The following is a 22,458-nucleotide window of genomic DNA, read 5'->3' on the forward strand; positions in this document are numbered from 1 at the left end:
CAAAGAGAATGTCGGAAGCCTTCCAGCCCAATCTGGACTTCACGGCTGCGCAGGAGGTCGATGCGCGCGACGCCTTCGTGGTTGATCTCGATGGCTACGAGGGACCGCTGCACGTCCTGCTGGCCCTGGCACGGACGCAGAAGGTCGATCTGCTGAAGTTGTCGATCACCCGGCTGGCGGAACAGTATCTGGCCTTCGTGCATGAGGCCCGACGGCGGAACTTCTCCTTGGCCGCCGACTATCTGGTGATGGCGTCATGGCTGGCCTATCTGAAGTCGCGGCTGCTGTTGCCCCGGACCGAGAAGGGCAAGGGCGACGAGCCGCCGGCGGAGGAAATGGCCGCAGCCCTGGCCTTCCGGCTGCAAAAGCTGGAGGCGATGCGGAAGGCCTCCGACGCCCTGCTGGCCCGGCCGCAGCTGAAGCGCGACGTGTTCACGCGGGGTGACCCGCAGGCGACGGTCATCGTGCCGTCCGACCGCATCGACGCCAGCCTGTACGAGCTGATGGCGGCCTATGTCGGCCAGCGGCGGCGGGAACAGGCCCGGCACTACAATCCCGGCCAGCGGGTCGAGGCCTATCCGCTGGAGGCGGCGCGGGACTGGCTGCGCGAGATCCTGCCGCGCATGGCCGACTGGACGCCTCTGGAGCGGGTCGCGCCTGTCCGGGACGGCGAGGGGCCTAGCCAGGCCAGTCTGACCGCCTCGACCCTGTCTGCCAGCCTGGAACTGGTCAAGGAGGGCGCGATGGATGTGCGTCAGGAGAAGGCCTTCGACGAGGTCTGGTTGAAGCGGCGCGGGCAGGGCCAGCCGCTGGAGCTGACGCCATGAGCGGCGTCCAGTTCGCGCCCGACGAAGGCGAGATCGAACGGCGGGTCGAGGCCCTGCTGTTCGCGGCGGCCGGGCCGCTGTCGGCGGCGGATATCGCCCGAAGGCTGCCGGAAGGCGCGGATGTGGGGCGGGCCATCGCGGGTCTGCGGGCCCGCTATGAGAGCCGGGGAGTGGAGCTGGTCTGCGTCGCCGACCGGTGGAGCTTCCGGACGGCGGGCGACCTCGGCTTCCTGATGACCGAGGAGCGGGAAGAGCCGCGCCGGCTGTCCAGGGCGGCGCTGGAGACCCTGGCCATCATCGCCTACCACCAGCCCGTCACCCGGGCCGAGATCGAGAGCGTGCGAGGCGTTTCGATCTCCCGGGGGACGCTGGACCTGCTGCTGGAGATGGGGTTCGTGCGGCTGAGGGGCCGTCGGCGGACGCCGGGGCGGCCGGTGACCTATGCGACGGCAGATCGGTTCCTCGAGCATTTCGGCCTGGCCAGCCTCTATGACCTGCCAGGCGCCGCGGAGATGAAGGCGGCGGGGCTGCTGGACCTGTCCCTGCCCGTCGGGTTCGAGGTTCCGGACCCGTCGCGGTCGGGACCGGAGGAGGAGGACCCGATCGAGGACGGGGATGCGCCCGAGTTCGCCCAGGACTTCGTGGGCGACTGATCCGGGACCGACTCGGGTTGACGTCTCGGGGGTGTCTGGCTATACGCACGCCTCCGCCGCCGGGCTTCCGCGCGGCTTTTCTATTTCTATTTGCCCCTAGCCTGCACTGAGCAGCGAGCCGCCGAGCGGCAAGCGTCAGCGCCACCAAGGATTCAGACCATGAAGGTCCGCAGCTCGCTCAAGTCGCTCAAGACCCGTCACCGCGACTGCAAGGTCGTTCGCCGCAAGGGCGTCGTCTTCGTGATCAACAAGACGGACCCGCGCTTCAAGGCGAAGCAGGGCTAAGGCTCTTTTTGATTCGCTAAGGCGCGCGACACGGTCGCGCGCTGCTTGAGCGCCGAAAGAACTACCCACAGGTCGCGGACTTTGTCCGCGACCTTTTTCGTGCCCGGCGTTGAGCCTGTGCCTCTGGCATGGTTAGCGTCCCCGCTCTTCTTTGTTGCCCTGCCGCCCATGGGCGACCTGAGGGCGGCCAGCCTGATACACGGAGACCTCCCATGGCCGACGACGCCACTTTCGACGCCTCGCCGGACGTCATGAACGCCACGGCCCAGGGTCGCCTGCGGACCATCATCGAGCGCATCGAGCGTCTCGAAGAGGACAAGGCCGCGATCATGGCTGACATGAAGGAGGTCTTCCTCGAAGCCAAGGGCGAGGGCTACGACGTCAAGATCCTGCGCAAGGTCATCCGCATCCGCAAACAGGACAAGGCCAAGCGCCAGGAAGAGGACGCGATCCTGGACCTGTATCTGTCGGCGCTCGGCGAGATCTGATCCTGAAGCGGACGCCCCTCTCGGGCGGTCCGAAGACCCAGCCAGGGTCACTCAAGCGCTCGACCGGGTTCAAGCCGGGATCGGGCTTCAAGACCAAAGACGCGCCGCCGCCCAGCCCGTTCGAGGCCGAGCGCGAGGCCGCGCGTCGCAAGGCGCTGAACGCCCTCAAACGCGCGAAGCGGGCCGCCGACAAGGCCGGGATCGCCCTGTCCGAATGGGAGGGGGAGTTCATCGAGGGCGTTTCTGACCGCATCAAGACCTATGGCCGCGCCTTCGGCGATCCCGAGAAGGGCGCGCCGGGCCAGGCCCTGTCATCGATGCAGGGGCGCAAGCTGAAGGAGATCACGGCCAAGGCGCACGGCGAGGAGCCGAGGCGGCGCTGGGGTCGCAAGACGCCGCCGGCCGACGAATCCTGATCCCTACCGTCCGGATCGTCCGGACGAAAAACAGGGTGACGAAACGGACGAAACGCGAAAAAGTCGTTTCGATTCAAATCCTGACGCGACCCCTGTTTCGTCCGTTCGCCAGGGAGCCGGGCGGACCGCCCGCGCGCGGCGCGATGATTGTCAAAGACCCGACGAACAGGTGGGGAGACGGTCGCGAGGTCGCAAGAGATGATTAGGAATAAACTCATATTTACATCGCCGAGACCTCGTCCTGGGGGGTGATAGCCCACCACCCGTTGCAGACGGTCGGCATGTCCATAGCCAGGAGAAAGACACCCCGCGGCTCAGCTTGACGAAGGTTGGCGGGCCAGAGCTAACTGACGCCGCCACAACCGGAGCGCGCTCTGTTGTTGATCTCCCTTCTGTCCGCGATGGTCTTTCAGGACGCGCCTGTCGCTCATCCTGAGACGCCGCAGCAGTTTCGAAACCGGCGCTCTGCTTACGTCCAAGGAACGCTTAATGTGGCCTCAGGCGAGCGGGCTACCCTGCGTCAGAACGCTGATGGAACCTATGACCTGATCCGGGTCGACCGGATCCAGATGCGAGACGTCTTGCCGCCGTCGGACCGATCGACTGCGGCGGTGAACGATGCTGACGCCGGAACCCTGAGGTTCGCGCTGCAAAGTCGCCAGGACGTCGGCTCCATACTGAAGGTTGAGAACGGCCAGTCCCAGGGGCTGGCCTATTCAGGGTTCATCGTGCGCTACGTCGGCGGACAGGCGCGCGGGCCCGACCCGACTTCGGTTTGTACCGTGCCGCCAGGGATGGCCACTTATGAGCACTGGCCGGAGCCCATCATCCAGGTCGTGATCGGAGGGGTCCAGCGCTCCGAAGATACTGTGCCGACCTGCCCCCCGCACCTCGATAACCCGCCGGACGCTGCGGCAGATGCCCTTACCACGGAAGGTGAACACCTCGGGCGGCTATCGACCCTGTTCGCGCTGTGCGAGCCCTACTACACCGTCGATATCGCTGTCGGGCACCGCCTCGCCGACGATTTCGAGCGGCGCTCACGAGAGGTCGGTTGGACGGACGAACGACAGACCGGAGCCTATGACCGGGGCCGAGAGGTGGAACGCGCCGAGGTGGGCATCGTCATGAATGCGGCCGGCGTGACGCCGCAGGAGGCGCGTCGCCAACTGCGCGACATGTACCCGCGCCTGAAGTCCCGGTGCCAATATCTGTCGCAGCAGGTCCCTGGCGCGGTTTCGGACCTGGAGACCGGTGACCGACGCCTTGACGCTGCCGCCCGTCGCTACCGCTAGGTGAGATCGGCTGGAACCCTGATGAGTGAGGCGTCCACCCCATCACCCACTGCAGCATTGGAAGCAGGCGATTGCGGTCCATTTTGATCCGCCGAACGATATGATCACGCGGTGGAACTTCGGGGGACCTCAGTATGGTGCAAAAACCTGTGACAGAGCCGACTCTGGTCGTGGCGGAAACCCCTGAGGATTTTGAGGCTTTTGGAAGCGTCTGCCGGGCGTATGTCGAATGGTGCCGCGAGCGTTACGCGGACATGCCCTGGTTCGTCGAAGAGGTCTTCGGCTTTCAGGCTCTGGACGAAGAGCTGAAGGGGCTGGCGCAGAAATACGGGCAACCTGCCGGGCGTACCCTGCTGGTCATGGGCAGTGACGGCGTCATGGCCGGAGGGGCCTACCGGCGGCTGTCGGACACGGCTTGCGAACTCAAGCGGCTGTTCGTGACGGACGGGGCAAGAGGCTTGGGTCTGGGCAGAAAACTGTCGGACGCCCTCATCGGCGCGGCGATCGCCGATGGCTATTCCACCATACAGTTGGACACCGGCAATCGCCTCACCGAGGCGATCGCCATGTATGAATCGATGGGGTTCAAGCCCATCGAGCCTTACCAGACCTATCCGGAGCGATTGGTGCCCTATCTGGTTTTCATGGAGAAGCCGCTCGATTGAGCGGCGATCAAGGTCTGCTGGCGGCGTCAGTCGAGGCCGTGCACCCCGGCCTTCGCCAGGGAGCACGGTGGAGGTGATGGCCGCTAGAACAGGATCTTGCGCAGGCTGATCGAGAAGACGCGGCCCTGTGGATCCAGGAAGTCGGGCTGGTAGTTCAGCGGGACCGTGCCGGTCGAGGAGGTCACCTCGGTGCGGCTGTCGAACAGGTTCTGGATGCCGAAGTTGAGGCGCGTGCCCTTCAGGATCGGGAATTTCTCGACCCAGCTGGTCCGCTGGGTCAGGTCGGCGAAGACGTTCAGGTTGACCGTGGTCTGGTCGCTGAAGGCCAGGTCCGAACCGCCCGCGCCGCCGTCGACACGGGTCGCCTGACGCCAGTTGGCGTTCATGAACGAGCCGAATCCGTTGCGGAACACCCCCGCCTGGACCTGGATCTCGTTGCGGGAGGTGCCGCCCCGGGCGCCGGTGGCGTCCCCGTCCAGCAGGTCCAGCTCGGGCAGGCTGTCTCGGATGCTCACCGTGTCGGTGAACCGGACCGTATGATAGATCGACAGGTTGAAACGGCCCTGGCCGGGCTGCATGCCGCCGCCGCGTCCCCCGCCCGGACGGCCGCCGCCCATCATCATCATCATCATGCCGCCGCCGCCGCCGCCGGCCATGCCGCCCCGTCCGCCGCCCATGGCCGCCGGCGGAGTGGGCGTGCCGAAGGCGCGCGAGACGTTGAAGCCGGTGCGAAGCTCGGCCCGCTCGGTGCGGGCGAAGTTCAGCGGCCGGGCGTCCAGGGCGATCAGATTGCCCGTGGCGTCGCGGGTGAACCGCTCCGGCAGGGCCGCCTCGAGGTCGGCCGTGATCGTTGGGAAGGCGATAATCGCGTCGTTGACGATCGTGCGGGTGTAGTTGGAGCTGACGGAGAAGTCCTGCTCGGACCAGGGCCGGAAGTTCACTCCGAGGGCGAGGACCTGACGATCCTCGGGGCTGAGGTTCGCATTTCCGCCGCTGACGCGGGTGATCTGGACCGTCCGGCCGGTGCGGAAGTCGAACACCGAACTGTTGGGCGTCGAGATGGTCGGATCGTTGAGCTGCTGGATCGTCGGAGCGCCCTCTTCATCCTTGTAGCTGGCGCTCAGGGACAGGGCTTCGATCGGCGACCAGCTCGCCCCGGCGCCCAGGGTGACGAGGCCGCCGATGTCGGAGGCCTCGTCATAGCCGGCGTTGGCCGTGACCGAGAGGTCGCCGAGCCCGGCGAGAATTTCGCGGCTGCGGCTGGCGATCGGCAGGGAGAAGTTGACCGTGCCATAGGCGCGGTCGCGGCCGATGGCGCGCTCCGAGAACACGCCGGAGAGGGTGCTTTCCGAGTTCAGGTCGCGGGTGTCGAAACCGACCTTCCAGGTGGAATAGAAGCCTCCGGCGGGCGCCTGAAGGAGGTTGCCCATGAACACGGCTTCGAGATTGCCGCCGCTGGCGACCGAGTTGGCCGAGTCGACGAGGCGGCCGAAGCTTGACGGCGACAGGGCGCCGAAGGGGTTCAGCGTGCCGGCAGTGACGGAGGCTTGCGCCGCCGTGGCGCTGAGGCCGCGGCCGGTCGTGGTCTCGGTTTCGACCCGGTCGTAGGCGCCCGCCAGGGTCCAGCGCCAGTTGTCGCCGATGAAGCCGTCGAGCAGCAGGCCCAGGTTGGCGGTCGAGATGTCCGTGTCGCGGGTCAGGGCGCCGGCGTCGCCGATGAACCGGTAGACGGCGACGTCGCGGCTGAAGGGCGAGCCGTTGCGGCCGGCCGGGGCGATCAGGGTCACCCCCGGGAGTCCGCCGTAGGAGAAGCTCGAGGCCTCGACCAGGTTGAGACTGACTGTGCCCTTGGTCGTCGAGTTGAGGTCGCGCGCGAGCGAGGCGTTGAGCGTCGTCGTGTCGCCGCGCGGGAGGAGGGTGCGATAGTCGCTGAGATTTCCGGTGCGCGGAGCGTTCGCTCCGGCGGCGAATTGGGCGAGCGTCGGATTGGCGACGCCGGGGTTGGCCGCGACCACGGCCGCCAGGGCCGGGTCAATCGGGGTCCCGTAGGGGATACCGGCGACGTTGCCGATCAGGTCGAAGGGCTGGGAGCCCGGTTCGCGGGTGATGTCGCGTTCGCTCTCGAACAGGGCTGTGTCGTGCTGGCGCTCCAGGCTGACGTTGATGCGGGTGCCGTCGATGATGCTGAAATAGCTGGTTTCGGCTTCGGTCGAGGTGCGGCCGCCCTGGGTCGGTGCCCGGTTGGACAGTTCGGCCGTCGCCTGGCGGAACTGGGCCTTCAGGACGATGTTCACGACCCGCTGATCCGCCGTGTAGCCGTAGGTCAGGGCGACCTGTTCCGGCAGGATCTCGGTGCGTTCGATGGCCTCGAACGGGATGTTGCGGATCTCCTGGAAGCCGGAGGTGCGGCGACCGTTCAGCAGGACGACGGGGCCGCCGGAACCGCGCGAGCTGCGGGTCAGGGGCTCCAGCGCTGTCAGCAGCTCGGCAATGTTGGAGGCGCCATAGGCGCGCAGTTGTTCGGCATCCAGGACGAGATCGGGCGGGACGTCGCCCTGGACGCCGCCGCGCAGGCGGGTTCCATCGACCACGACGTCGTCGACCACGTCGGCGTCTCCGGCGGGCGCGCCTGTCGGGAGGTCCCCCTGATCGTCATCCTGAGTCGCCGGAGGTGTCGTCTGGGGCGTGGCCTGCGCGGGGGGAACGGTCGTCTGCGGCGGGGGCGCGGTCTGGATGGCGCCCGAGGCGAGGGCATAGAGCAGGGCGGCGGCGATGGTCATTCAACAATCCGAACGAGGCGTGGGGAAACGCCCGTCGGGAGGCGAACGCGCAGCGCTGCGATCAATCCGACGGCCTAGTTATACGGGTCAGTCATCATGATCCGTCGCGGCGGCAATGTGGCGCTTTGTTGCAGCCCTGCGTCGAGAGGGAAAACTGTGGTTTTCGGGCCGCATTCGGCCCTTCCTCCACTCCGCTGCGCTCCGAGTCTCCTCCCCATCGCTACGCGGCGGGGAGGAGACGATCGAAGACTATCCCGCCTCTTTCAGCGCACCCTCCAGCCCCTGCTCGCGGACCTTGCGGTAGAGGGTCGAGCGGCCGATGCCGAGGCGGCGGGCGATCTCCGACATATGGCCGGCATAGACCTCGATGGCGTGCTGGATCAGGTCGCGTTCGATGTCCTCCAGCGTGCGCAGGTGGCCGCGCTCGTCGAGGATCCTGATCGGCTGGTCCGGAAGGGGCGGCAGGTCGGCGTAGTTCATGATCGCGGCCGACGGCGCCTCGGCCTCCAGCGGCATGGCGACGCCCGAGATGGCCGGGAAGTCGTGCGGCTGGAGGAAGGGGGCGTCGGCCAGGACGATGGCGCGATAGATGGTGTTCTCCAGCTGGCGCACATTGCCGGGCCAGTCGAAGGCGGTCAGCAGGGCCAGGGTCTCGGGCGCGACCCCGGCGATCCGCTTGCCCTCCTCGACGTTGAAGCGGCCGATGAAGTGGTCGATCAGGGCCGGGACGTCCTCGCGGCGTTCGCGCAGGGACGGGGCCTCGATCGGGAAGACGTTGAGGCGATAGAACAGGTCCTCGCGGAACCGGCCCTCGGCCACGGCCGTCGACAGGTCGCGGTTGGTGGCGGAGACGATGCGGACATCGACCTTGACCGCACGCTTGGCGCCGACGGGGTCGATCTCGCCTTCCTGGAGGGCGCGCAGCAGCTTGACCTGCATGTCGAGCGGCAGTTCGCCGATCTCGTCCAGGAACAGGGTGCCGCCGTTGGCCTCCATGAACTTGCCGAGGTGTTTGTCAGAGGCGCCGGTGAACGCGCCCTTCTCGTGGCCGAACAGGATGGACTCGACCAGGTTGGCGGGCAGGGCGCCGCAGTTGACCGCGACGAAGGGCTTGCCGGCACGGTCACTGGCGCCGTGCAGGGCGCGGGCGATAACCTCCTTGCCGACGCCGCTCTCGCCGGTGATCAGGACCGGGATCGACGACTTGGCGGCGCGGGCGCCGAGCTGTTTCACCATCTGCATCGGGCGGCTGTCGCCCACGAGGTCGGCGAAGGTGACGCGGCCGGCGACGTGTTTCTTCAGACGGCCGACCTCGGCGGTCAGCTGGGTCAGCTGAAGCGCGTTGCGGATGCCGACCAGGATGCGTTCCGGGCTGGCGGGCTTGATGAAGAAGTCCTGGGCGCCGGCCTGCATGGCCTTGACCACGGTCTCGATGCCGCCGTTGGCGGTCAGGACGATGACGGGGGTGGTGACACCGGCGGTGCGGATCTCGGCCAGGGCCTCCATGCCGCTCATGCCCGGCATGACGAGGTCCAGCAGGACGATGTCGGCGCCGCCGCCCTTGGTCAGGCGGTCGATGGCCTCGCCGCCGGATTCGGCGTGGACGACGATATAGCCCTCCCGATCCAGAACCGCCTGGACGAGGCGGCGCTGGGTCGGATCGTCGTCGACCACCAGAACGGTCTTGGCCATGTGCGGGCGCCCTTTGTCATCACCGATGGGGTGTCGCGTTCGAGGTGCGCGACTGACCCGTTTCGGGACGGTTTTAGGCCCGATGCGGTGAAGATCGGGTGAGAGGGCGTGGTGTGCGGTGGGTTAACGGGCGGGCGGGCAGGCGAATGGGGCGGCGGGCGACAGGGCCGACTGACGCTCCCCGCCGGTGTCTAGGTCGGGCAGAGTGTCGCTGTCGCCGGCCTTGAGCTTGCCCTGACGCAGCAGGTCGCGCGCGTCCGTGGTCGCCGTCTCGTCGCCGCACCGCACCGGGACGTAGGTTCCGAGCGGGATATAGGTGCCGAACTCGGCGTCCTCGCCATAGATCGTGACCCGGTAGGACTGGGCCAGCAGGACGGTGTTCGGCTGGAAGCCGATGGGCTCGCCGACCGTGGCCAGGCAGTCGCCCTCGGCCCGGCACTCGCGACGGGCGTCGTCGTCGGTAACCGGCTGGAAGAAGACCTCGGGCAGGGCGGGGGCGCCGGGGAGGGTGGCGATCGTCGGCTTGAAGTCCTCATCAGCGGCAGCGTCGGCGACGGGAAAGATGTCGGCCTGGGCTTGCCGGGCGCGCTCAGCGACGTCGGCGTCATCCGAGCCGGCGAGACGGGCGAGGGCGGCGCGGCCAGTCTTGCCGCTGCTGTTCTGGAGGAAGGCGTAGTCGAACTTGTCCGGCGCGACCTTGCCGTTTTCCAGACGGGCGACCTGGTCGGCGACGGACAGGCGGGCGGGATCGGCCAGCGGCGTGAACAGGGCGAGGATGACGGCGACCACTAGGACGGCGGTGACGATATTGGTCAGCTCCAGCGCCTTCATCCACGGCGAGCCCTTGCGGACGAAGGGGACCAGGGCGCCGAGGCCGTAGCCGATCGCGTAGGCGGCGCCGACGAGGGCGCAGGCGACGGCGATGATCCTGTCGGGCGTCAGGCCGTGCTGGCCTATGCGCAGGCTGAGGCCCCAGAAGGCGATCAGGACCAGGGGCGTCAGCAGGACCGAGGCGACGCGGACGGCCACGCGCAGCACGGCGGGCGGCAGGTTCTCGGCGCGGCCGTCCTGATAGGCGGCGTTGATGAGGATGATCAGGCCGCCCGCCGCCGAAAGGACCAAGGCGGTGGCGCTGCCGGTCTCCCACAGACCGTCGAGACCGGTGAAGGGCAGGGCGGCGAGGAAGCCTCCGACCAGGACGGTCAGGACCAGCAGCAGCCAGGACAGCAGCATCAGGGCGACGGTGCGCACGCCCCGGATCAGGCCGTCGCGAACGTCGGTCAGATGGACGGCCGTGGCGAAGGCGAGGCCGGTCAGGGGCAGGGAGAACCAGCCCTCCTCGATCAGGTCGCCGAGGAAGCTGAGGCCGATAATGTTGAACAGGGCGGCGCCGAGGAACAGCAGCAGCCAGAAGGCGCCGGCGAAGGCGATCGACAGCACCAGCTGCACCCCCGCCATCCAGGCAGCGTCGAAATAGGCGGGGAAGGAGGCGATCGGCTTCCGCTCGCGATCGGCCGGGACGATCAGATGATGGGCGATGAACAGGGCCGCCGCCGAGAAGGCGAACAGGGGGAAAGTCATCTGGCGGCCGACGTCGCCCGCCTGACGCGCCACGTCGTGCCAGGCGAGGAATGCCAGGGCCGCCGCCGCGACGACGCCCCAGATCGCCAGGGTGGGCCAGCGCAGGCGCCCGACGCCGGCCAGCAGGGGCGGCGGCAGGAAGAGGGCGACCAGGACGAGGGGGCCGAAGGTCTCGGGGAAGCGCGAGGACCAGGTCGCGCCCTCGCCCTCGGAGGCGCGGACCAGCAGATAGAGGGCGATCCCCTGCGCCAGACCGATGGCCAGCCGGACCAGTCCGACGAGGCGGTCGCTCTGGCCCAGGTCGCTGCGGCCGGCGGTGTCTGTCTGGTCGGTCATGTCGTGTCTCCCCCGGGCTTGACCATGAACCGGGGTGAGGCGTCGGGGAAGCTACGTTTCCTGACGGACGGCGCGAGCCAGGTAGCAGCCGCGTGGGGCGAAATGGATGTGAGCCTGTTCGACCGCCGGGTTCGCGAACCACTGCGCCAACGTGTCGTCGAGGTCGGCGCCGTCGATGACCTGACCCTCGATCATCATGTTGCGCCGGTCGTAGACCCGCAGGGACAGGGGGCGTTTGCGCAGCATCTCGGGCGCCTCGGCCGCCGGTTCGGTCCTGACGGCGGCCTCGCGCACGAAGATCGGGCCCGAGGCGCGATAGGGCGAGGCGGGATCGGTCAGGTGGGCGTGGTTGACGACACGAGGGCCTCGCCCGCGTCGGCGTCCTGGAGGCTGACGCGGCAGGGGGCGCGGCCGGGGGCGTCGGCGACCCAGCGGCGGGCGCCGACCTCGGCCAGTTCAGCGTCGGTCATGGCGAAATAGGCGGTGAAGGGCTCCAGCGGCAGGGCTTCGATGCGGTAGGTCATGGGTGTCTCTCCGTGTTCGCCGGGAGAGATGCGACGAACCGCGCGGGACGTCTGGCGGGTTTCGGCCGTTGCGCCACGGCCTCGGCGACCCCACAACGAAGGGCATGAACGCGCCCTTCAAAGCCCCGCCCCATCCCGTCGATCCCGCCGAACCGCCTCTCTGGGACCTGTCCGATCTCTATGCGTCGCGCGAGGACGCGCGGATCGCCGCCGATCTGGAGGCGGCGCGGAAGGCAGTCGCGGCGCTGAACGAGCTGCAGGGCCGGTTCGTCGGCGCGCGCGCCGATGCGAAAGCGCTGGGCGCGAGGCTGGACAGGGCCATCACCCTGTACGAACAGGCCTCGGAAAAGCTCGGCGCCCTGGGCGCCTATGCCTTCCTGGCGGCCTCGACCAACCGGGCCGATGCGGGCGCGCAGGGGTTCGAGGCGGATCTGCGCGAGAAGATCACCGCCATCGCCACCCCGACCGTCTGGCTGACGCTGGAGATCAACCAGCTGGAGGAGGCCGAGATCGAGGCGGCGCTGGCGGCTGATGATGGCGCAGCGAAGTGGAAGCCGTGGCTGCGGCGGGTGCGGGCGATGAAGCCGCACGAGCTGTCTGGCGAACTGGAGACCTTCATCGCCGAGCGAATGCCGATCGCGGCGCAATGGCCCCGGCTGTTCGACGAGACGTGTGCGGCGCTGAGGGTCGAGAGCGGCAAGGAGAGCCTGACCCTGGCCGAGGCGCTGAACCAGCTGTCCGACCCCAGGCCGGCGAAGCGACGTTCGGCGGCCGAGGGCCTGAACACGGCGCTGGCGGCGCGGACCTCGACGCTCGCCCTCGTGCTGAATACCGTCGCGGCCGACAAGGCGATGGAGGACCGCTGGCGCGGCTTCAAACGCCCCGCCGACAGCCGCCACCTGGCCAATGAGGTCGACGGCGAGTCCGTAGATGCGATGGCCGATGCGGTCGCCGGCGCCTATCCGAAACTGTCGCACCGCTACTATGCGCTGAAGGCCAGGGCGCTGGGCAAGGCGAAGCTGGACCAGTGGGATCGCAATGCGCCGCTGGAGACGACGGCGCCGCGCGGGTTCGACTGGACCCAGGGGCGGGAGCTGGTGCTGGAAAGCTTTGGCGATCTGGGCGGGGAGTTCGCGCAGGCGGCCGGGCGGTTCTTCGACAAGCCCTGGATCGATGGACGCGCGCGGGCCGGGAAACAGTCGGGCGCCTATGCCCACCCCGTGACGGCCGACCGCCACCCCTATGTCTTCCTGAACTGGATGGGCGAGCGCCGCGACGTCCTGACCCTGGCGCACGAACTGGGGCATGGGGTGCACCAGACCCTGGCGGCCGAGAAGGGGACGCTGCTGGCCGATACGCCTCTGACGCTGGCCGAGACAGCGTCGATCTTCGCCGAGGGGCTGACCTTCGACCGGTTGCTGGCGACGGCCCCGAAGGCCGAGCAGCGCGGCCTGCTGGCCGGGCGGATCGAGGACGGGCTGAACACCGTGGTACGCCAGATCGCCTTCCACCGCTTCGAGACCCGGTTCCACGACGAGCGGGCGAAGGGCGAGGTCTCCGCCGACCGGCTGGGCGAGTTGTTCCTTCAGGAAATGGGGGCCTCGCTCGGCCCGGCGGTGACGCTGAACTCCGGCTATGAGGCCTGGTGGGGCTATGTCAGCCACTTCGTCCACTCGCCTTTCTATGTGTACGCCTATGCGTTCGGCGACCTGCTGGTGGCGGCCCTGATGGAGACGCGGCGGGCTGACCCCGATGGGTTCGCGCCGCTGTATCGCGGCTTGCTCGCGGCCGGAGGGACGAAGACCTATGTCGAGGCGCTGGAGCCGTTCGGGCTCAATCCGCGCGACCCGTCCTTCTGGACCATCGGCACGAAACGGCTGGAACGCCTGATCGATCAGTTCGAGGCGCTGGGCTCGTAATCCTCCCCCATCGGGGGAGGGGGACCGCGAAGCGGTGGAGGGGGCAAGCCTCAGACACCGGTTTCGCGGCAGGCCCCCTCCGTCACTCCGCTTCGCTTCATGCCACCTCCCCGGTGGGGGAGGATTTGTTCCTGCACCTTGAGCCAACGCCCCGCATCGCTATAAGAGCGCGCAATCGCCTCTCCGACGGACGCAGACTCATGGCCGACCATCATTCCCCGACCGAACACGCCGATCACGACGCGGATGCCTATGTCCACGGCAAGATGACGGTCGAGGAGCAGACCGCGACCTACGGCCTGTTCATGACCCTCGCCAAGTGGGGTTCTCTGGTCATCGCCGCGGTGCTGCTGTTCCTGACCCTGTGGTTCCAGCCGGGCGGCAGCTTCATCGCCGGCGCTCTCGGCGGCGGGGTTCTGGCCGTGGCCGGCTTCGTCTTCCTGAAGGGCGGCAAGAGCCACTAACTCTTAAGGGCGCTATCGCTCGCCGCGCGGCAGCTCCCTGCTGGAGCGCGGGTCGGCTCGTGCGCGTGCCGGCGTGGATAACGCGCCGTTCTGATTGAACCTTGCCGACTTTCCGCCTTTGACGCATCCGTATCCCAGCGCCTAACGTTCTCCGATCCAGTCTGGATGGGGAGATTCGTTTGGCCGTCGCCATCGCCGTGACCCGGGAACGCCGTGAGGGTGAGACCCGCTGCGCCGTCACTCCCGAGACCGTGAAGAAGTTCACCGCCCTGGGCGCGACCGTGACGGTGGAGGCGGGCACGGGCCTAGGCTCGTCCATTCCCGACAGCGAGTATGTGGAAGCTGGCGCCACGGTGAAGCCGGACACCCGCGCCACTCTGGACGGCGCCGATCTGGTGCTGAAGGTGCGCGGCCCGACCGCGCAGGAGATCAGCGCCATGAAGCCGGGCGCGGTCGTCGTCGCCCTGCTGGACGCCTATCGCGAGAAGGACACGGTCGCGGCCATGGCCGGCGCCAATGTCACCAGCTTCGCCATGGAGTTCGTGCCCCGGATCACTCGGGCCCAGGTGATGGACGCCCTGTCGTCCCAGGCCAACCTGGCCGGATACCGCGCCGTGATCGAGGGCGCCTATGCCTATGGCAAGGGTTTCCCGATGATGATGACGGCGGCGGGCACGGTCGCCCCGGCCAAGGTCTTCATCATGGGTGTCGGCGTCGCGGGCCTGCAGGCCATCGCCACGGCCCGGCGTCTGGGGGCGGTGGTCACGGCCACCGACGTGCGTCCCGCCACCAAGGAACAGGTCGAGTCGCTCGGCGCGAAATTCCTCGCCGTCGAGGACGAGGAGTTCAAGAATGCCCAGACGGCCGGCGGCTATGCCAAGCCGATGTCGCCCGAGTATCAGGCCAAACAGGCGGCCCTGACCGGCGAACACATCAGGAAGCAGGACATCGTCATCACCACCGCCCTGATCCCCGGACGCGCGGCGCCGGTGCTGGTCAGCGCCGAGCAGGTGGCCTCGATGAAGCCCGGCAGCGTGCTGATCGACCTGGCCGTCGAGGCGGGCGGCAATGTCGCGGGATCGAAGCCGGGCGAGGTCGTGATGACGGCGAACGGCGTGAGCATCGTCGGCTACACCAACCTGCCGGGACGGATCCCGTCGGATGCGTCGAGCCTCTACGCCAAGAACCTGGTCGCCTTCGCTGGATTGCTGATCAAGGACGGGGCGCTGACGGTCGATCTGGAGGATGAGATCCTCAAGGCGTCGGTGGTCACGAATGGCGGCACCGTGGTGCATGAAGGGGTGCGGGGATGAAAGCCATCTCGAGGCTATTCGAAGGATGGTGCGATGATTGGGCTTACCTGACCATAATGTTGGCAGTGATCGGATTGTCGGCAGCGTGCGCGGGCATATTTGCCCTGCCAGTCTGGGTAGTTGCCGACCTGCTTGAGTCTGACGCATTCCCAGAGGATTCCGCAGCTTGGGGCTTAAGTGCCTGGGCATTCAGCTTCGTGTTGTTCGGGCCTAGATTTTTGCGCCAATGCCGTCCGGTTCTGGATGGTTTTGGCCGTGCAAAAGGACGGAATTAAATGGAACACGTCGACCCCACCGTCTTTCGCCTGGCCATCTTCGTGCTGGCGATCTTCGTCGGCTACTATGTCGTATGGTCGGTGACCCCGGCGCTGCACACGCCGCTGATGGCCGTGACCAACGCGATTTCCAGCGTCATCATCGTCGGCGGCCTGATCGCGGCGGCGGCCGTGTCGGGCGAGGCGACCGGCCCCAACGCCTGGATCGCCAAGGGCGCCGGCGTCGCGGCCGTGACCCTGGCCAGCGTCAACATCTTCGGCGGCTTCATGGTCACCCGGCGGATGCTGGCCATGTACAAGAAGAAGGAACGGCCCGCGAAACCCGCTGAGACGGCCAAGGCCTGATGTCCTTCGACGCGCTGAATCTCGCACCCGACAGCATCGCCTGGACCGGCTCGTGGATCGCCACGGGCATCGGCCTGGGCATGTGGGTGTGGAGCTGGGTCGGCGAGAAGAGCCCGATCCAGAAGCTGCGACTGCGCGACTGCGGCGTGGTGCTGCTGTTCTCGGGCATCCTGGCGCGGATTGTGGTGCAGGACCGGCCGATGATGGCCGTGGACTGGGCCATGGTCTTCCTGGGGCCCCTGTTCATCGCCGCCGCCCTGTGGCGACTGGCGCGGACGGCGGCGGGTGTCGGGACGGACCCCCGGTGATGCGCGGGTTTGTCGGTCTCCTGATCCTGATCGTCCTGTCGGGCGCGTCCACCGCCTCGGCCCAGACCCATGTCGGTCCGAATGTCGAGGGCGGCCTGCACTGGTCGGTGGCGGCGCCCCAGGGCGCCAGCTGGTCGCTGGTCTGCCGGTTCGCACCGGTGACCTATGAGGCCAGCCAGTGGGACCAGCGCCACTGGACCAACAAGATCGCGACGACCGGAACGGGCGCGGCCCGGGGTCGTCTGCCGCATCAGGACGGACGCTGCACCGTGACCAAGACCGGCGGGCCGGGACCGGTCGCCATCGCCATGGTCAAGGATGGTGCGGTCCAGTCTGACGCCACCAACGATACGGCCCATCCGGCTGCGGTGGGCTTCCTGTGATGACACGACTGAAGAAGACGATTTCGGGGGAAACGACATGAACGCATCCATAGCGGCGCTGGCCTATCTGGCGTCCGGCGTCCTGTTCATCCTGTCGCTGCGCGGCCTGTCGAGCCCGGAGACCAGCCGTCAGGGCAATACCTTCGGCATGATCGGCATGGGGCTGGCGGTGGGCATCACCCTGCTGACGCTGGGGACATCGGGGGCGCTCGATCCGGTGACCCTGGCTCTGCTGGCCGGGGGCGTGATCGTGGGCGGGGGCGGCGGCGCGTTGATCGCCAAACGGGTCGCCATGACCGACATGCCCCAGCTGGTCGCGGCCTTCCACAGCCTCGTCGGCATGGCCGCCTGTCTGGTCGCCATCGGAGCCGTCTATGCGCCCGAGGCCTTCGGCATCCTCAATGCGGATGGGGTCGGCATCAAGACCATCTCGATCATCGAACTGAGCCTCGGCGTCGCCATCGGCGCCATCACCTTCACCGGCTCGGTGATCGCCTTCGCCAAGCTGAATGGCAATATGTCGGGCGCGCCGATCATCCTGCCGGCGCGGCATCTGATCAACATCGGTCTGGCCCTGGGTCTGGTCTTCCTGATCGGCATCCTGATCGGCACTGGCGGCACGGCGGTCTGGGCCTTCTGGGGCGTGTTCGCCATCGCCCTGATCCTCGGCGCGACCCTGATCATCCCCATCGGCGGGGCCGATATGCCGGTCGTGGTGTCGATGCTGAACTCCTATTCCGGCTGGGCCGCGGCGGCCCTGGGCTTCACCCTCGAGAACATCGCCCTGATCATCACCGGCGCGCTCGTGGGCTCATCGGGCGCGATCCTCAGCTACATCATGTGCAAGGCGATGAACCGCAGCTTCATCAGCGTGATCCTGGGCGGCTTCGGCGGCGATGCGGGTCCGGCGGGCGTAGCAGGGGCGGCGGAAACCCGCCCCGTCAAACAGGGCTCGGCCGAAGACGCCGCCTTCATCCTGAAGAACGCCTCCAAGGTCATCATCGTCCCCGGCTACGGCATGGCCGTGGCCCAGGCCCAGCACGCCCTGCGCGAGATGGCCGACAAGCTGAAGGAAGAAGGCGTCGAGGTGAAATACGCCATCCACCCCGTCGCGGGCCGGATGCCGGGCCACATGAACGTCCTGCTGGCCGAGGCCAACGTCCCCTATGACGAGGTGTTCGAGCTGGAGGACATCAACGCCGAGTTCGCCTCCGCCGACGTCGCCTTCGTCATCGGCGCCAACGACGTCACCAACCCGGCGGCCAAGACGGACCCGACCAGCGCCATCTACGGCATGCCGATCCTCGACGTGGAGAAGGCCGGCACGGTCCTGTTCATCAAGCGCGGCATGGCGGCGGGCTATGCCGGCGTCGAGAACGAACTGTTCTTCCGCGACAACACCATGATGCTGTTCGCCGACGCCAAGAAGATGGTCGAGGGGATCGTGAAGGGGCTTTAGTCGTGAAGGTCCACGGACCAGACCTGCGTGCCTGCGCGCTCGAGTTTCGTCAGTCTCTGCGTGCCGTGATGCCGTGGCGAGGCAAAGAAAATGTAGCGGTGGAGCTCTGAGCGCGCGGACATCTTCTCCAGATCCTTGGCGAGCTTTCGGTTGTTCGACGGATCGACTGCTGCGAAAGTCTCGGCTCCCAGAAGTCCGACGTCTTCGCTCATGATGTCGAGTTCCTGAGACATGTGCGCCCCGGGAGCCACGCGGTAGGCCGTGATCTCAGGATGAAGCTCGAACAGCTTTCGGACTGCCAACAGGGCCACCGCGTATGTCCAAGTCTGATTGATCTGTTCGATGAAGTTAAGCGGCCGGTCCTCGACCGGATGAAATCCGACAGTCTCGAATTTCAAATCGCGCAGAAGGTCGAGCGGGTCCTCCCGATGGCCGGAAATCCACTCTCTAGTGCGTGCGGCGGAGGTTCGGACGAGAGCTAGGTGGTGCTGAACATCGGCTTCGTTGGCTATCGTGAGATGCACTAAGCCGCCGCGCTCTCGAACTTCAGCACGCCCGCCGCCCGCATGTCGGCATGCAGCGCCTCTGGGCTCCAATCGTAGCCGTTGGGCCAGGTCAGGGCGCCGAAGTCGAGGAAGACCTCATTGAAAAATTCGGGGTCGCGGAAGGGCAGGGTCACCGGTTTTTCGCTGGTTGCGAGGTCAGAGAAATCCCACTCGCCCGCGAGGCCGTCGGTGAACTGGAGCCACAGCCGATAGGGACCGATGATGCGGTATCGGCGGACGTGAACGACGTCTCTCATTTCTTTTCACCCAGACCCGGAATGCGACCCAAGGCGTTGGTTTCGCCGCGTTCGGCGATCGCCCAGACGCTCCTCAGTTGGGCAATATACTTCAGTCTCCATTCTTCGACCAATCGCGCGATCCGGGGTGGCAATCGACCCACGGTGATCTCGCCTGTTTCGATCAAGACGAAGGCAACGCTTGATTCGTAATAGGCATGGAAGTGCGGCGGCGGATGATCGCTGACGTACATCCGGATCGCGATCCCGTAAAACCATGAGATGGTGGGCATGCCGTCCGCATATCACGGATAGGTTGTGTCGCAAAAAGTGCTTAAGCCCCCACCTCCTTCATCGACACCGCCCTGTCCGCCAGCTTCTCCACATCCACCGCGCGCCGTTCCCCGATCAGCTTCCGGCCCATCATGAACTCGGGCGGGGCGTTGATCGCCTCGACCGCCTGAATCCTGTCGCCGGACAGGTGGAAGACCGCGAAGCTGGCGGTGGCCGGATCGCCGCGGACGACGATGCGGTCGCTGTCGAAGGGATAGCCGGCGATCTGGAGCTTGAGGTCGTACTGGTCCGACCACTGCCAGGGGGTCTCGCCGGCGGGGGCGGGGCGGCCGGTGATGGCGGCGGCGGCCTGTTTCGCCTGTTCCAGGGCGTTGGGGACGCTCTCCATGCGGAACATCCGGCCGTAGATCGGCATGGGGCGACGGGTGACGTCGCCGATGGCGAAGATGGCGGGGTCGGAGGTGCGGGCCTCCAGATCGACCAGGATGCCGCCCTCCACGTCGAGCCCCGCCGCGACCGCCAGTGCGTCATTGGGGATGGCGCCGACGCCCACGACGGCGCTGTCGCAGGCGATGGTGCGGCCGTCGGCCAGGGTCACGCCCGCGACGCGGGGACCGTCGCCGACGAAACCGGTGACGTCGGCGGCCAGTTCGAAGCGGACGCCGCGATCCTCGTGATAGGTCTGGAAGAAGGTCGAGAGGACATCGCAGGCGACGCGGGCCAGAAGGCGCGGCTCGCGCTCCAGCACCACGACCCCGGCGCCCAGGGCACGGGCCGAGGCGGCGACCTCCAGCCCGACATAGCCGCCGCCGACCACGGCCAGGGTGCGGCCCTCGCCGAGCTGGGCCTTGATCGCCTCCGCATCGGCGGCCGTGCGCAGGACGTGGACGCCGACGAGGTCCGCGCCGGGGACGTCGAGTCTGCGGGCCCGCGCTCCAGTCGCAAGGATCAGGTGATCGTAGGCCACGGTCGAGCCGTCCGACAGGCCGACGGTCCGGGCCGTCCGATCAATGCCGGTGACCTCGACCCTGAGGCGAAGGTCGATCTCGTGTTCGGCGTAGAAGGCCAGCGGACGCAGGGCGAGGCTGTCGCCCTCCGCCTCGCCCTTGAGCCAGGCCTTGGACAGGGGTGGGCGCTGATAGGGGATCAGCGGTTCCTCGCCGATCAGGGTGATGGGCCTGTCATAGCCGTACTGGCGCAACAGGGCGGCGGCCGTGCCGCCTGCATGGCCCGCTCCGACGATGACGACGCCTCGATCCGGAAGATTCATACGGGTCTCCTACAGCTCATCGACCGTGCCGTCGTCGGCATCAGCTTCGCGCCTCAGCCAGGCGACGAAGGTGCGGGCCTCCTCGCGGCCGCCGTTGCGGCGGGTCAGCACATGGTAGGCCATGTCGGTCGGCAGGTAGCCGTCGGCGAATGGCGTCATCAGCCGGCCCGAGGCCAGGTCGGCGGCGACGAAGGCGCGGGGGGCCAGGGCCACGCCCCGGCCGTTGGCGGCGTCCTCGATGGCGAAGGCGGTCTGATCGTAGCGGGACCCGGCCGAGGCGTCGACGCCGGTCACGCCTCGGGCCTTCAGCCACGCGGCCCAGTCGGGGCGCGGCTCCTCGACATGCCCGTTGCCGACATGGATCAGGGTGTGGCGAGCGAGGTCGGCGGGCTTCTGCAGCGGCGAACGGCCGGTCAGCAGGGCCGGGCTGCAGACGGGCACGACTCCGGCCTCGAACAGGAGGTCCGAACGGACACCGGGATAGCCGCCGATGCCGTAACGCACGGCGACATCGACCCGGCCGCCGGCCACGTCGGCCAGTTGCATGTCGGCCGAGACCCAGACCTCGATCTCGGGATGGTCGGCCGAGAAGCGGACCATCCGGGGCGCCAGCCAGCGGGCGGCGAAGGAGGGGGGCACGCTGACGGCGAGCGACCGGCGGCCGGTCGGGCCATAGACGATGTCGGCGGCGCGCTTCAGCTGTTCGAAGGCGTCGCGCAGCACCGGTTGAAGCCGGGCGCCGAGTTCGGTCAGGGCCACGGCGCCGCCGTCGCGACGGAACAGGGGGCCGCCGGCGTGATCCTCCAGCACCTTGATCTGCTGGCTGACGGCGCCGGGGGTGACGCCCAGTTCGCGCGCGGCGAGCGAGATGCTGAGCCGACGCCCCGCGGCCTCGAAGGCCTTCAGAGAGTTGAGGGGCGGGAGGCGGCGTCCCGCGTCGCCTGCGTCGCTCATACGCCCTCCAGCCAGGCGGGCACGTCGAACCCCTTGGAGCGCAGGAAGGCGGGGTTGTAGATCTTGCCGGCGTAGCGCTGGCCAGGATCGCAGAGGATGGTCGCGATGGTGTGGCCGGGGCCGAGTTCGCGGGCCAGTCGGACGGCGCCGGCGACGTTCACGCCGCTGGACGGACCGAGGGTCAGGCCCTCGTCCCTGGCCAGATCGAAGATGACCGACAGGGCCTCGGCGTCCTCCATGCGGAAGGAATGATCGACCGTGACGCCTTCAAGATTGCCGGTGATGCGGTTGACGCCGATGCCCTCGGTCACGGATGAGCCCTCGGCCTTCAGCTCCCCTTCGGTGAACCAGGCATGCAGGGCGGCGCCGGGCGGATCGGCGAGGGCGATGCGGACGGCGGCGTTCTTCGACCGCAGGAAGGCGGACGTGCCGGCCAGTGTGCCCCCGGTGCCGGCGGCGCAGACGAAACCGTCGATGCGGCCTCCGGTCTGGTCCCAGATCTCCGGGCCTGTAGTCTCGAAATGGGCGCGGCGGTTGGCGGTGTTGTCGAACTGGTCGGCGTAGAAGGCCCCGTTGGGCTCGCTCTCATTCAGCTCGGCGGCGAGGCGGCGCGAGAAATGGACGAAATGGTTGGGGCTGGAGAAGGGGGCCGGATCGACCTCGACCAGGCGGGCGCCGTGCAGGCGGACGGCCTTCTTCTTTTCCTCGCTCTGGCTGCGCGGCATGACGATAACGACGGGATGGCCCAGCGCGGCGCCGACCAGGGCTAGGCCGATGCCGGTATTGCCGGCTGTTCCCTCCACGATCGTGCCGCCGGGTCGCAGTGTGCCGGAGGCCTTGGCGTCGAGGATCAGGCCGCGTGCGGTGCGGTCCTTCACCGACCCGCCTGGATTGAGAAACTCTGCCTTGCCCAGAATCTCGCAGCCTGTCGCGGCGGACGCCGCGCGCAGCCGGATTATCGGCGTGGAGCCGATCAGGGAAAGAATATCGGAGGCGATTGGCACGGGGAGGTGCTCCATCTGAACGAGGCCGCTTTTAGAATCTCTTGGGTCACACGGGAAGGGAGGTTTGCCTTGGTGACCAGGGCGAAATGCGGGGTTACTGTCCCGCCCGGCGCGCCGGAGGGGCCCGCCTTGTCCTGTCTGGGTGAG

General features: G+C 67.8%; 25 protein-coding genes. 14 read left to right on the forward strand and 11 right to left on the reverse strand.

Features of this window, described 5'->3' with window-relative positions; genetic code table 11:
- Positions 1 to 8 precede the first annotated feature (8 nt).
- The 7 genes from ACP7AZ_RS07445 to ACP7AZ_RS07475 all read left to right on the forward strand — a co-directional run bounded on the left by ACP7AZ_RS07445 (position 9) and on the right by ACP7AZ_RS07475 (position 4,629).
- On the forward strand, positions 9 to 827 hold the full coding sequence (locus ACP7AZ_RS07445; RefSeq protein WP_303693973.1) for a segregation and condensation protein A: 819 nt from the start codon (positions 9 to 11) through the stop codon (positions 825 to 827).
- A complete protein-coding gene (scpB, locus tag ACP7AZ_RS07450; RefSeq protein ID WP_426037571.1) occupies positions 824 to 1,480 on the forward strand; it encodes an SMC-Scp complex subunit ScpB in 657 nt (218 codons plus the stop codon). Before ACP7AZ_RS07445 ends, scpB begins: the two co-directional genes overlap by 4 nt.
- A 159-nt stretch (positions 1,481 to 1,639) precedes the next feature.
- Positions 1,640 to 1,765, forward strand: a complete 126-nt coding sequence (gene ykgO, locus ACP7AZ_RS07455; RefSeq protein WP_008263184.1) for a type B 50S ribosomal protein L36 — start codon at positions 1,640 to 1,642, stop codon at positions 1,763 to 1,765.
- A 212-nt stretch (positions 1,766 to 1,977) separates the two neighbouring features.
- Positions 1,978 to 2,253 (forward strand): DUF2312 domain-containing protein, encoded by a 276-nt coding sequence (locus tag ACP7AZ_RS07460; RefSeq protein WP_303693971.1) that lies wholly within the window; start codon positions 1,978 to 1,980, stop codon positions 2,251 to 2,253.
- Positions 2,254 to 2,408: 155 nt separating this feature from the next.
- Entirely contained in the window at positions 2,409 to 2,669 is a 261-nt protein-coding gene (locus ACP7AZ_RS07465) for a hypothetical protein (protein ID WP_426037740.1), read from the forward strand.
- Between the two features lie 491 nt (positions 2,670 to 3,160).
- On the forward strand, positions 3,161 to 3,964 hold the full coding sequence (locus ACP7AZ_RS07470) for a hypothetical protein (protein WP_426037573.1): 804 nt from the start codon (positions 3,161 to 3,163) through the stop codon (positions 3,962 to 3,964).
- A 149-nt stretch (positions 3,965 to 4,113) separates the two neighbouring features.
- Entirely contained in the window at positions 4,114 to 4,629 is a 516-nt protein-coding gene (locus ACP7AZ_RS07475) for a GNAT family N-acetyltransferase (protein WP_426037575.1), read from the forward strand.
- Positions 4,630 to 4,712: 83 nt separating this feature from the next.
- Here ACP7AZ_RS07475 and ACP7AZ_RS07480 read toward each other — a convergent pair whose 3' ends face one another.
- The 5 genes from ACP7AZ_RS07480 to ACP7AZ_RS07500 form a co-directional block, all read right to left on the reverse strand.
- Complete coding sequence (locus ACP7AZ_RS07480) at positions 4,713 to 7,409, reverse strand: TonB-dependent receptor (protein WP_426037577.1); 2,697 nt, start codon at positions 7,407 to 7,409, stop codon at positions 4,713 to 4,715.
- Positions 7,410 to 7,658: 249 nt separating this feature from the next.
- Positions 7,659 to 9,101: a sigma-54-dependent transcriptional regulator gene (locus tag ACP7AZ_RS07485; protein ID WP_426037579.1), complete on the reverse strand. Its 1,443-nt coding sequence runs from the start codon at positions 9,099 to 9,101 to the stop codon at positions 7,659 to 7,661.
- A 123-nt stretch (positions 9,102 to 9,224) separates the two neighbouring features.
- The gene (locus tag ACP7AZ_RS07490; protein ID WP_426037581.1) at positions 9,225 to 11,018 is read right to left on the reverse strand and encodes a DUF4153 domain-containing protein; all 1,794 of its coding nucleotides are present in this window, start codon (positions 11,016 to 11,018) and stop codon (positions 9,225 to 9,227) included.
- A 51-nt stretch (positions 11,019 to 11,069) separates the two neighbouring features.
- A complete protein-coding gene (locus ACP7AZ_RS07495; protein WP_426037742.1) occupies positions 11,070 to 11,420 on the reverse strand; it encodes a DUF1203 domain-containing protein in 351 nt (116 codons plus the stop codon).
- Positions 11,354 to 11,542, reverse strand: a complete 189-nt coding sequence (locus tag ACP7AZ_RS07500; protein ID WP_426037583.1) for a hypothetical protein — start codon at positions 11,540 to 11,542, stop codon at positions 11,354 to 11,356. Before ACP7AZ_RS07500 ends, ACP7AZ_RS07495 begins: the two co-directional genes overlap by 67 nt.
- 215 nt (positions 11,543 to 11,757) lie before the next feature.
- Here ACP7AZ_RS07500 and ACP7AZ_RS07505 point away from each other — a divergent pair, with 215 nt between their 5' ends.
- From ACP7AZ_RS07505 to ACP7AZ_RS07535, 7 genes are all read left to right on the forward strand, one after another.
- Complete coding sequence (locus ACP7AZ_RS07505; RefSeq protein ID WP_426037744.1) at positions 11,758 to 13,461, forward strand: M3 family oligoendopeptidase; 1,704 nt, start codon at positions 11,758 to 11,760, stop codon at positions 13,459 to 13,461.
- Positions 13,462 to 13,661: 200 nt separating this feature from the next.
- Positions 13,662 to 13,925, forward strand: coding sequence for an aa3-type cytochrome c oxidase subunit IV (locus tag ACP7AZ_RS07510; protein ID WP_426037585.1), 264 nt, complete (start codon positions 13,662 to 13,664; stop codon positions 13,923 to 13,925).
- 179 nt (positions 13,926 to 14,104) lie between these two features.
- Positions 14,105 to 15,238, forward strand: coding sequence for a Re/Si-specific NAD(P)(+) transhydrogenase subunit alpha (locus ACP7AZ_RS07515; protein ID WP_426037587.1), 1,134 nt, complete (start codon positions 14,105 to 14,107; stop codon positions 15,236 to 15,238).
- Positions 15,239 to 15,513: 275 nt separating this feature from the next.
- Positions 15,514 to 15,858: an NAD(P) transhydrogenase subunit alpha gene (locus ACP7AZ_RS07520; RefSeq protein WP_426037589.1), complete on the forward strand. Its 345-nt coding sequence runs from the start codon at positions 15,514 to 15,516 to the stop codon at positions 15,856 to 15,858.
- The gene (locus ACP7AZ_RS07525) at positions 15,858 to 16,166 is read left to right on the forward strand and encodes a hypothetical protein (RefSeq protein WP_426037591.1); all 309 of its coding nucleotides are present in this window, start codon (positions 15,858 to 15,860) and stop codon (positions 16,164 to 16,166) included. The genes ACP7AZ_RS07520 and ACP7AZ_RS07525 overlap by 1 nt, the downstream gene beginning before the upstream one ends.
- Positions 16,166 to 16,549 (forward strand): hypothetical protein, encoded by a 384-nt coding sequence (locus ACP7AZ_RS07530; protein WP_426037593.1) that lies wholly within the window; start codon positions 16,166 to 16,168, stop codon positions 16,547 to 16,549. Before ACP7AZ_RS07525 ends, ACP7AZ_RS07530 begins: the two co-directional genes overlap by 1 nt.
- A gap of 37 nt (positions 16,550 to 16,586) precedes the next feature.
- Positions 16,587 to 18,008, forward strand: coding sequence for an NAD(P)(+) transhydrogenase (Re/Si-specific) subunit beta (locus ACP7AZ_RS07535; protein ID WP_426037595.1), 1,422 nt, complete (start codon positions 16,587 to 16,589; stop codon positions 18,006 to 18,008).
- Here ACP7AZ_RS07535 and ACP7AZ_RS07540 read toward each other — a convergent pair.
- Genes ACP7AZ_RS07540 through ACP7AZ_RS07565 form a run of 6 tightly spaced genes read right to left on the reverse strand, consistent with a single transcriptional unit; the run spans position 18,005 to position 22,311 of the window.
- Entirely contained in the window at positions 18,005 to 18,532 is a 528-nt protein-coding gene (locus tag ACP7AZ_RS07540) for a hypothetical protein (protein WP_426037597.1), read from the reverse strand. The two genes, ACP7AZ_RS07535 and ACP7AZ_RS07540, sit on opposite strands and share 4 nt — an antisense overlap.
- Positions 18,532 to 18,810: a DUF2442 domain-containing protein gene (locus tag ACP7AZ_RS07545; protein ID WP_426037599.1), complete on the reverse strand. Its 279-nt coding sequence runs from the start codon at positions 18,808 to 18,810 to the stop codon at positions 18,532 to 18,534. Before ACP7AZ_RS07545 ends, ACP7AZ_RS07540 begins: the two co-directional genes overlap by 1 nt.
- Positions 18,807 to 19,082: a DUF4160 domain-containing protein gene (locus ACP7AZ_RS07550; RefSeq protein ID WP_426037601.1), complete on the reverse strand. Its 276-nt coding sequence runs from the start codon at positions 19,080 to 19,082 to the stop codon at positions 18,807 to 18,809. The genes ACP7AZ_RS07545 and ACP7AZ_RS07550 overlap by 4 nt, the downstream gene beginning before the upstream one ends.
- 41 nt (positions 19,083 to 19,123) lie before the next feature.
- Entirely contained in the window at positions 19,124 to 20,353 is a 1,230-nt protein-coding gene (locus tag ACP7AZ_RS07555) for an NAD(P)/FAD-dependent oxidoreductase (protein WP_426037603.1), read from the reverse strand.
- Positions 20,354 to 20,362: 9 nt separating this feature from the next.
- The gene (gene gcvA / locus ACP7AZ_RS07560; protein WP_426037605.1) at positions 20,363 to 21,307 is read right to left on the reverse strand and encodes a transcriptional regulator GcvA; all 945 of its coding nucleotides are present in this window, start codon (positions 21,305 to 21,307) and stop codon (positions 20,363 to 20,365) included.
- Positions 21,304 to 22,311, reverse strand: a complete 1,008-nt coding sequence (locus tag ACP7AZ_RS07565) for a cysteine synthase A (RefSeq protein ID WP_426037607.1) — start codon at positions 22,309 to 22,311, stop codon at positions 21,304 to 21,306. The genes gcvA and ACP7AZ_RS07565 overlap by 4 nt, the downstream gene beginning before the upstream one ends.
- Positions 22,312 to 22,458 lie beyond the last annotated feature (147 nt).

This window comes from Brevundimonas sp. DC300-4 (genome assembly GCF_049897365.1).
Lineage (GTDB): Bacteria > Pseudomonadota > Alphaproteobacteria > Caulobacterales > Caulobacteraceae > Brevundimonas.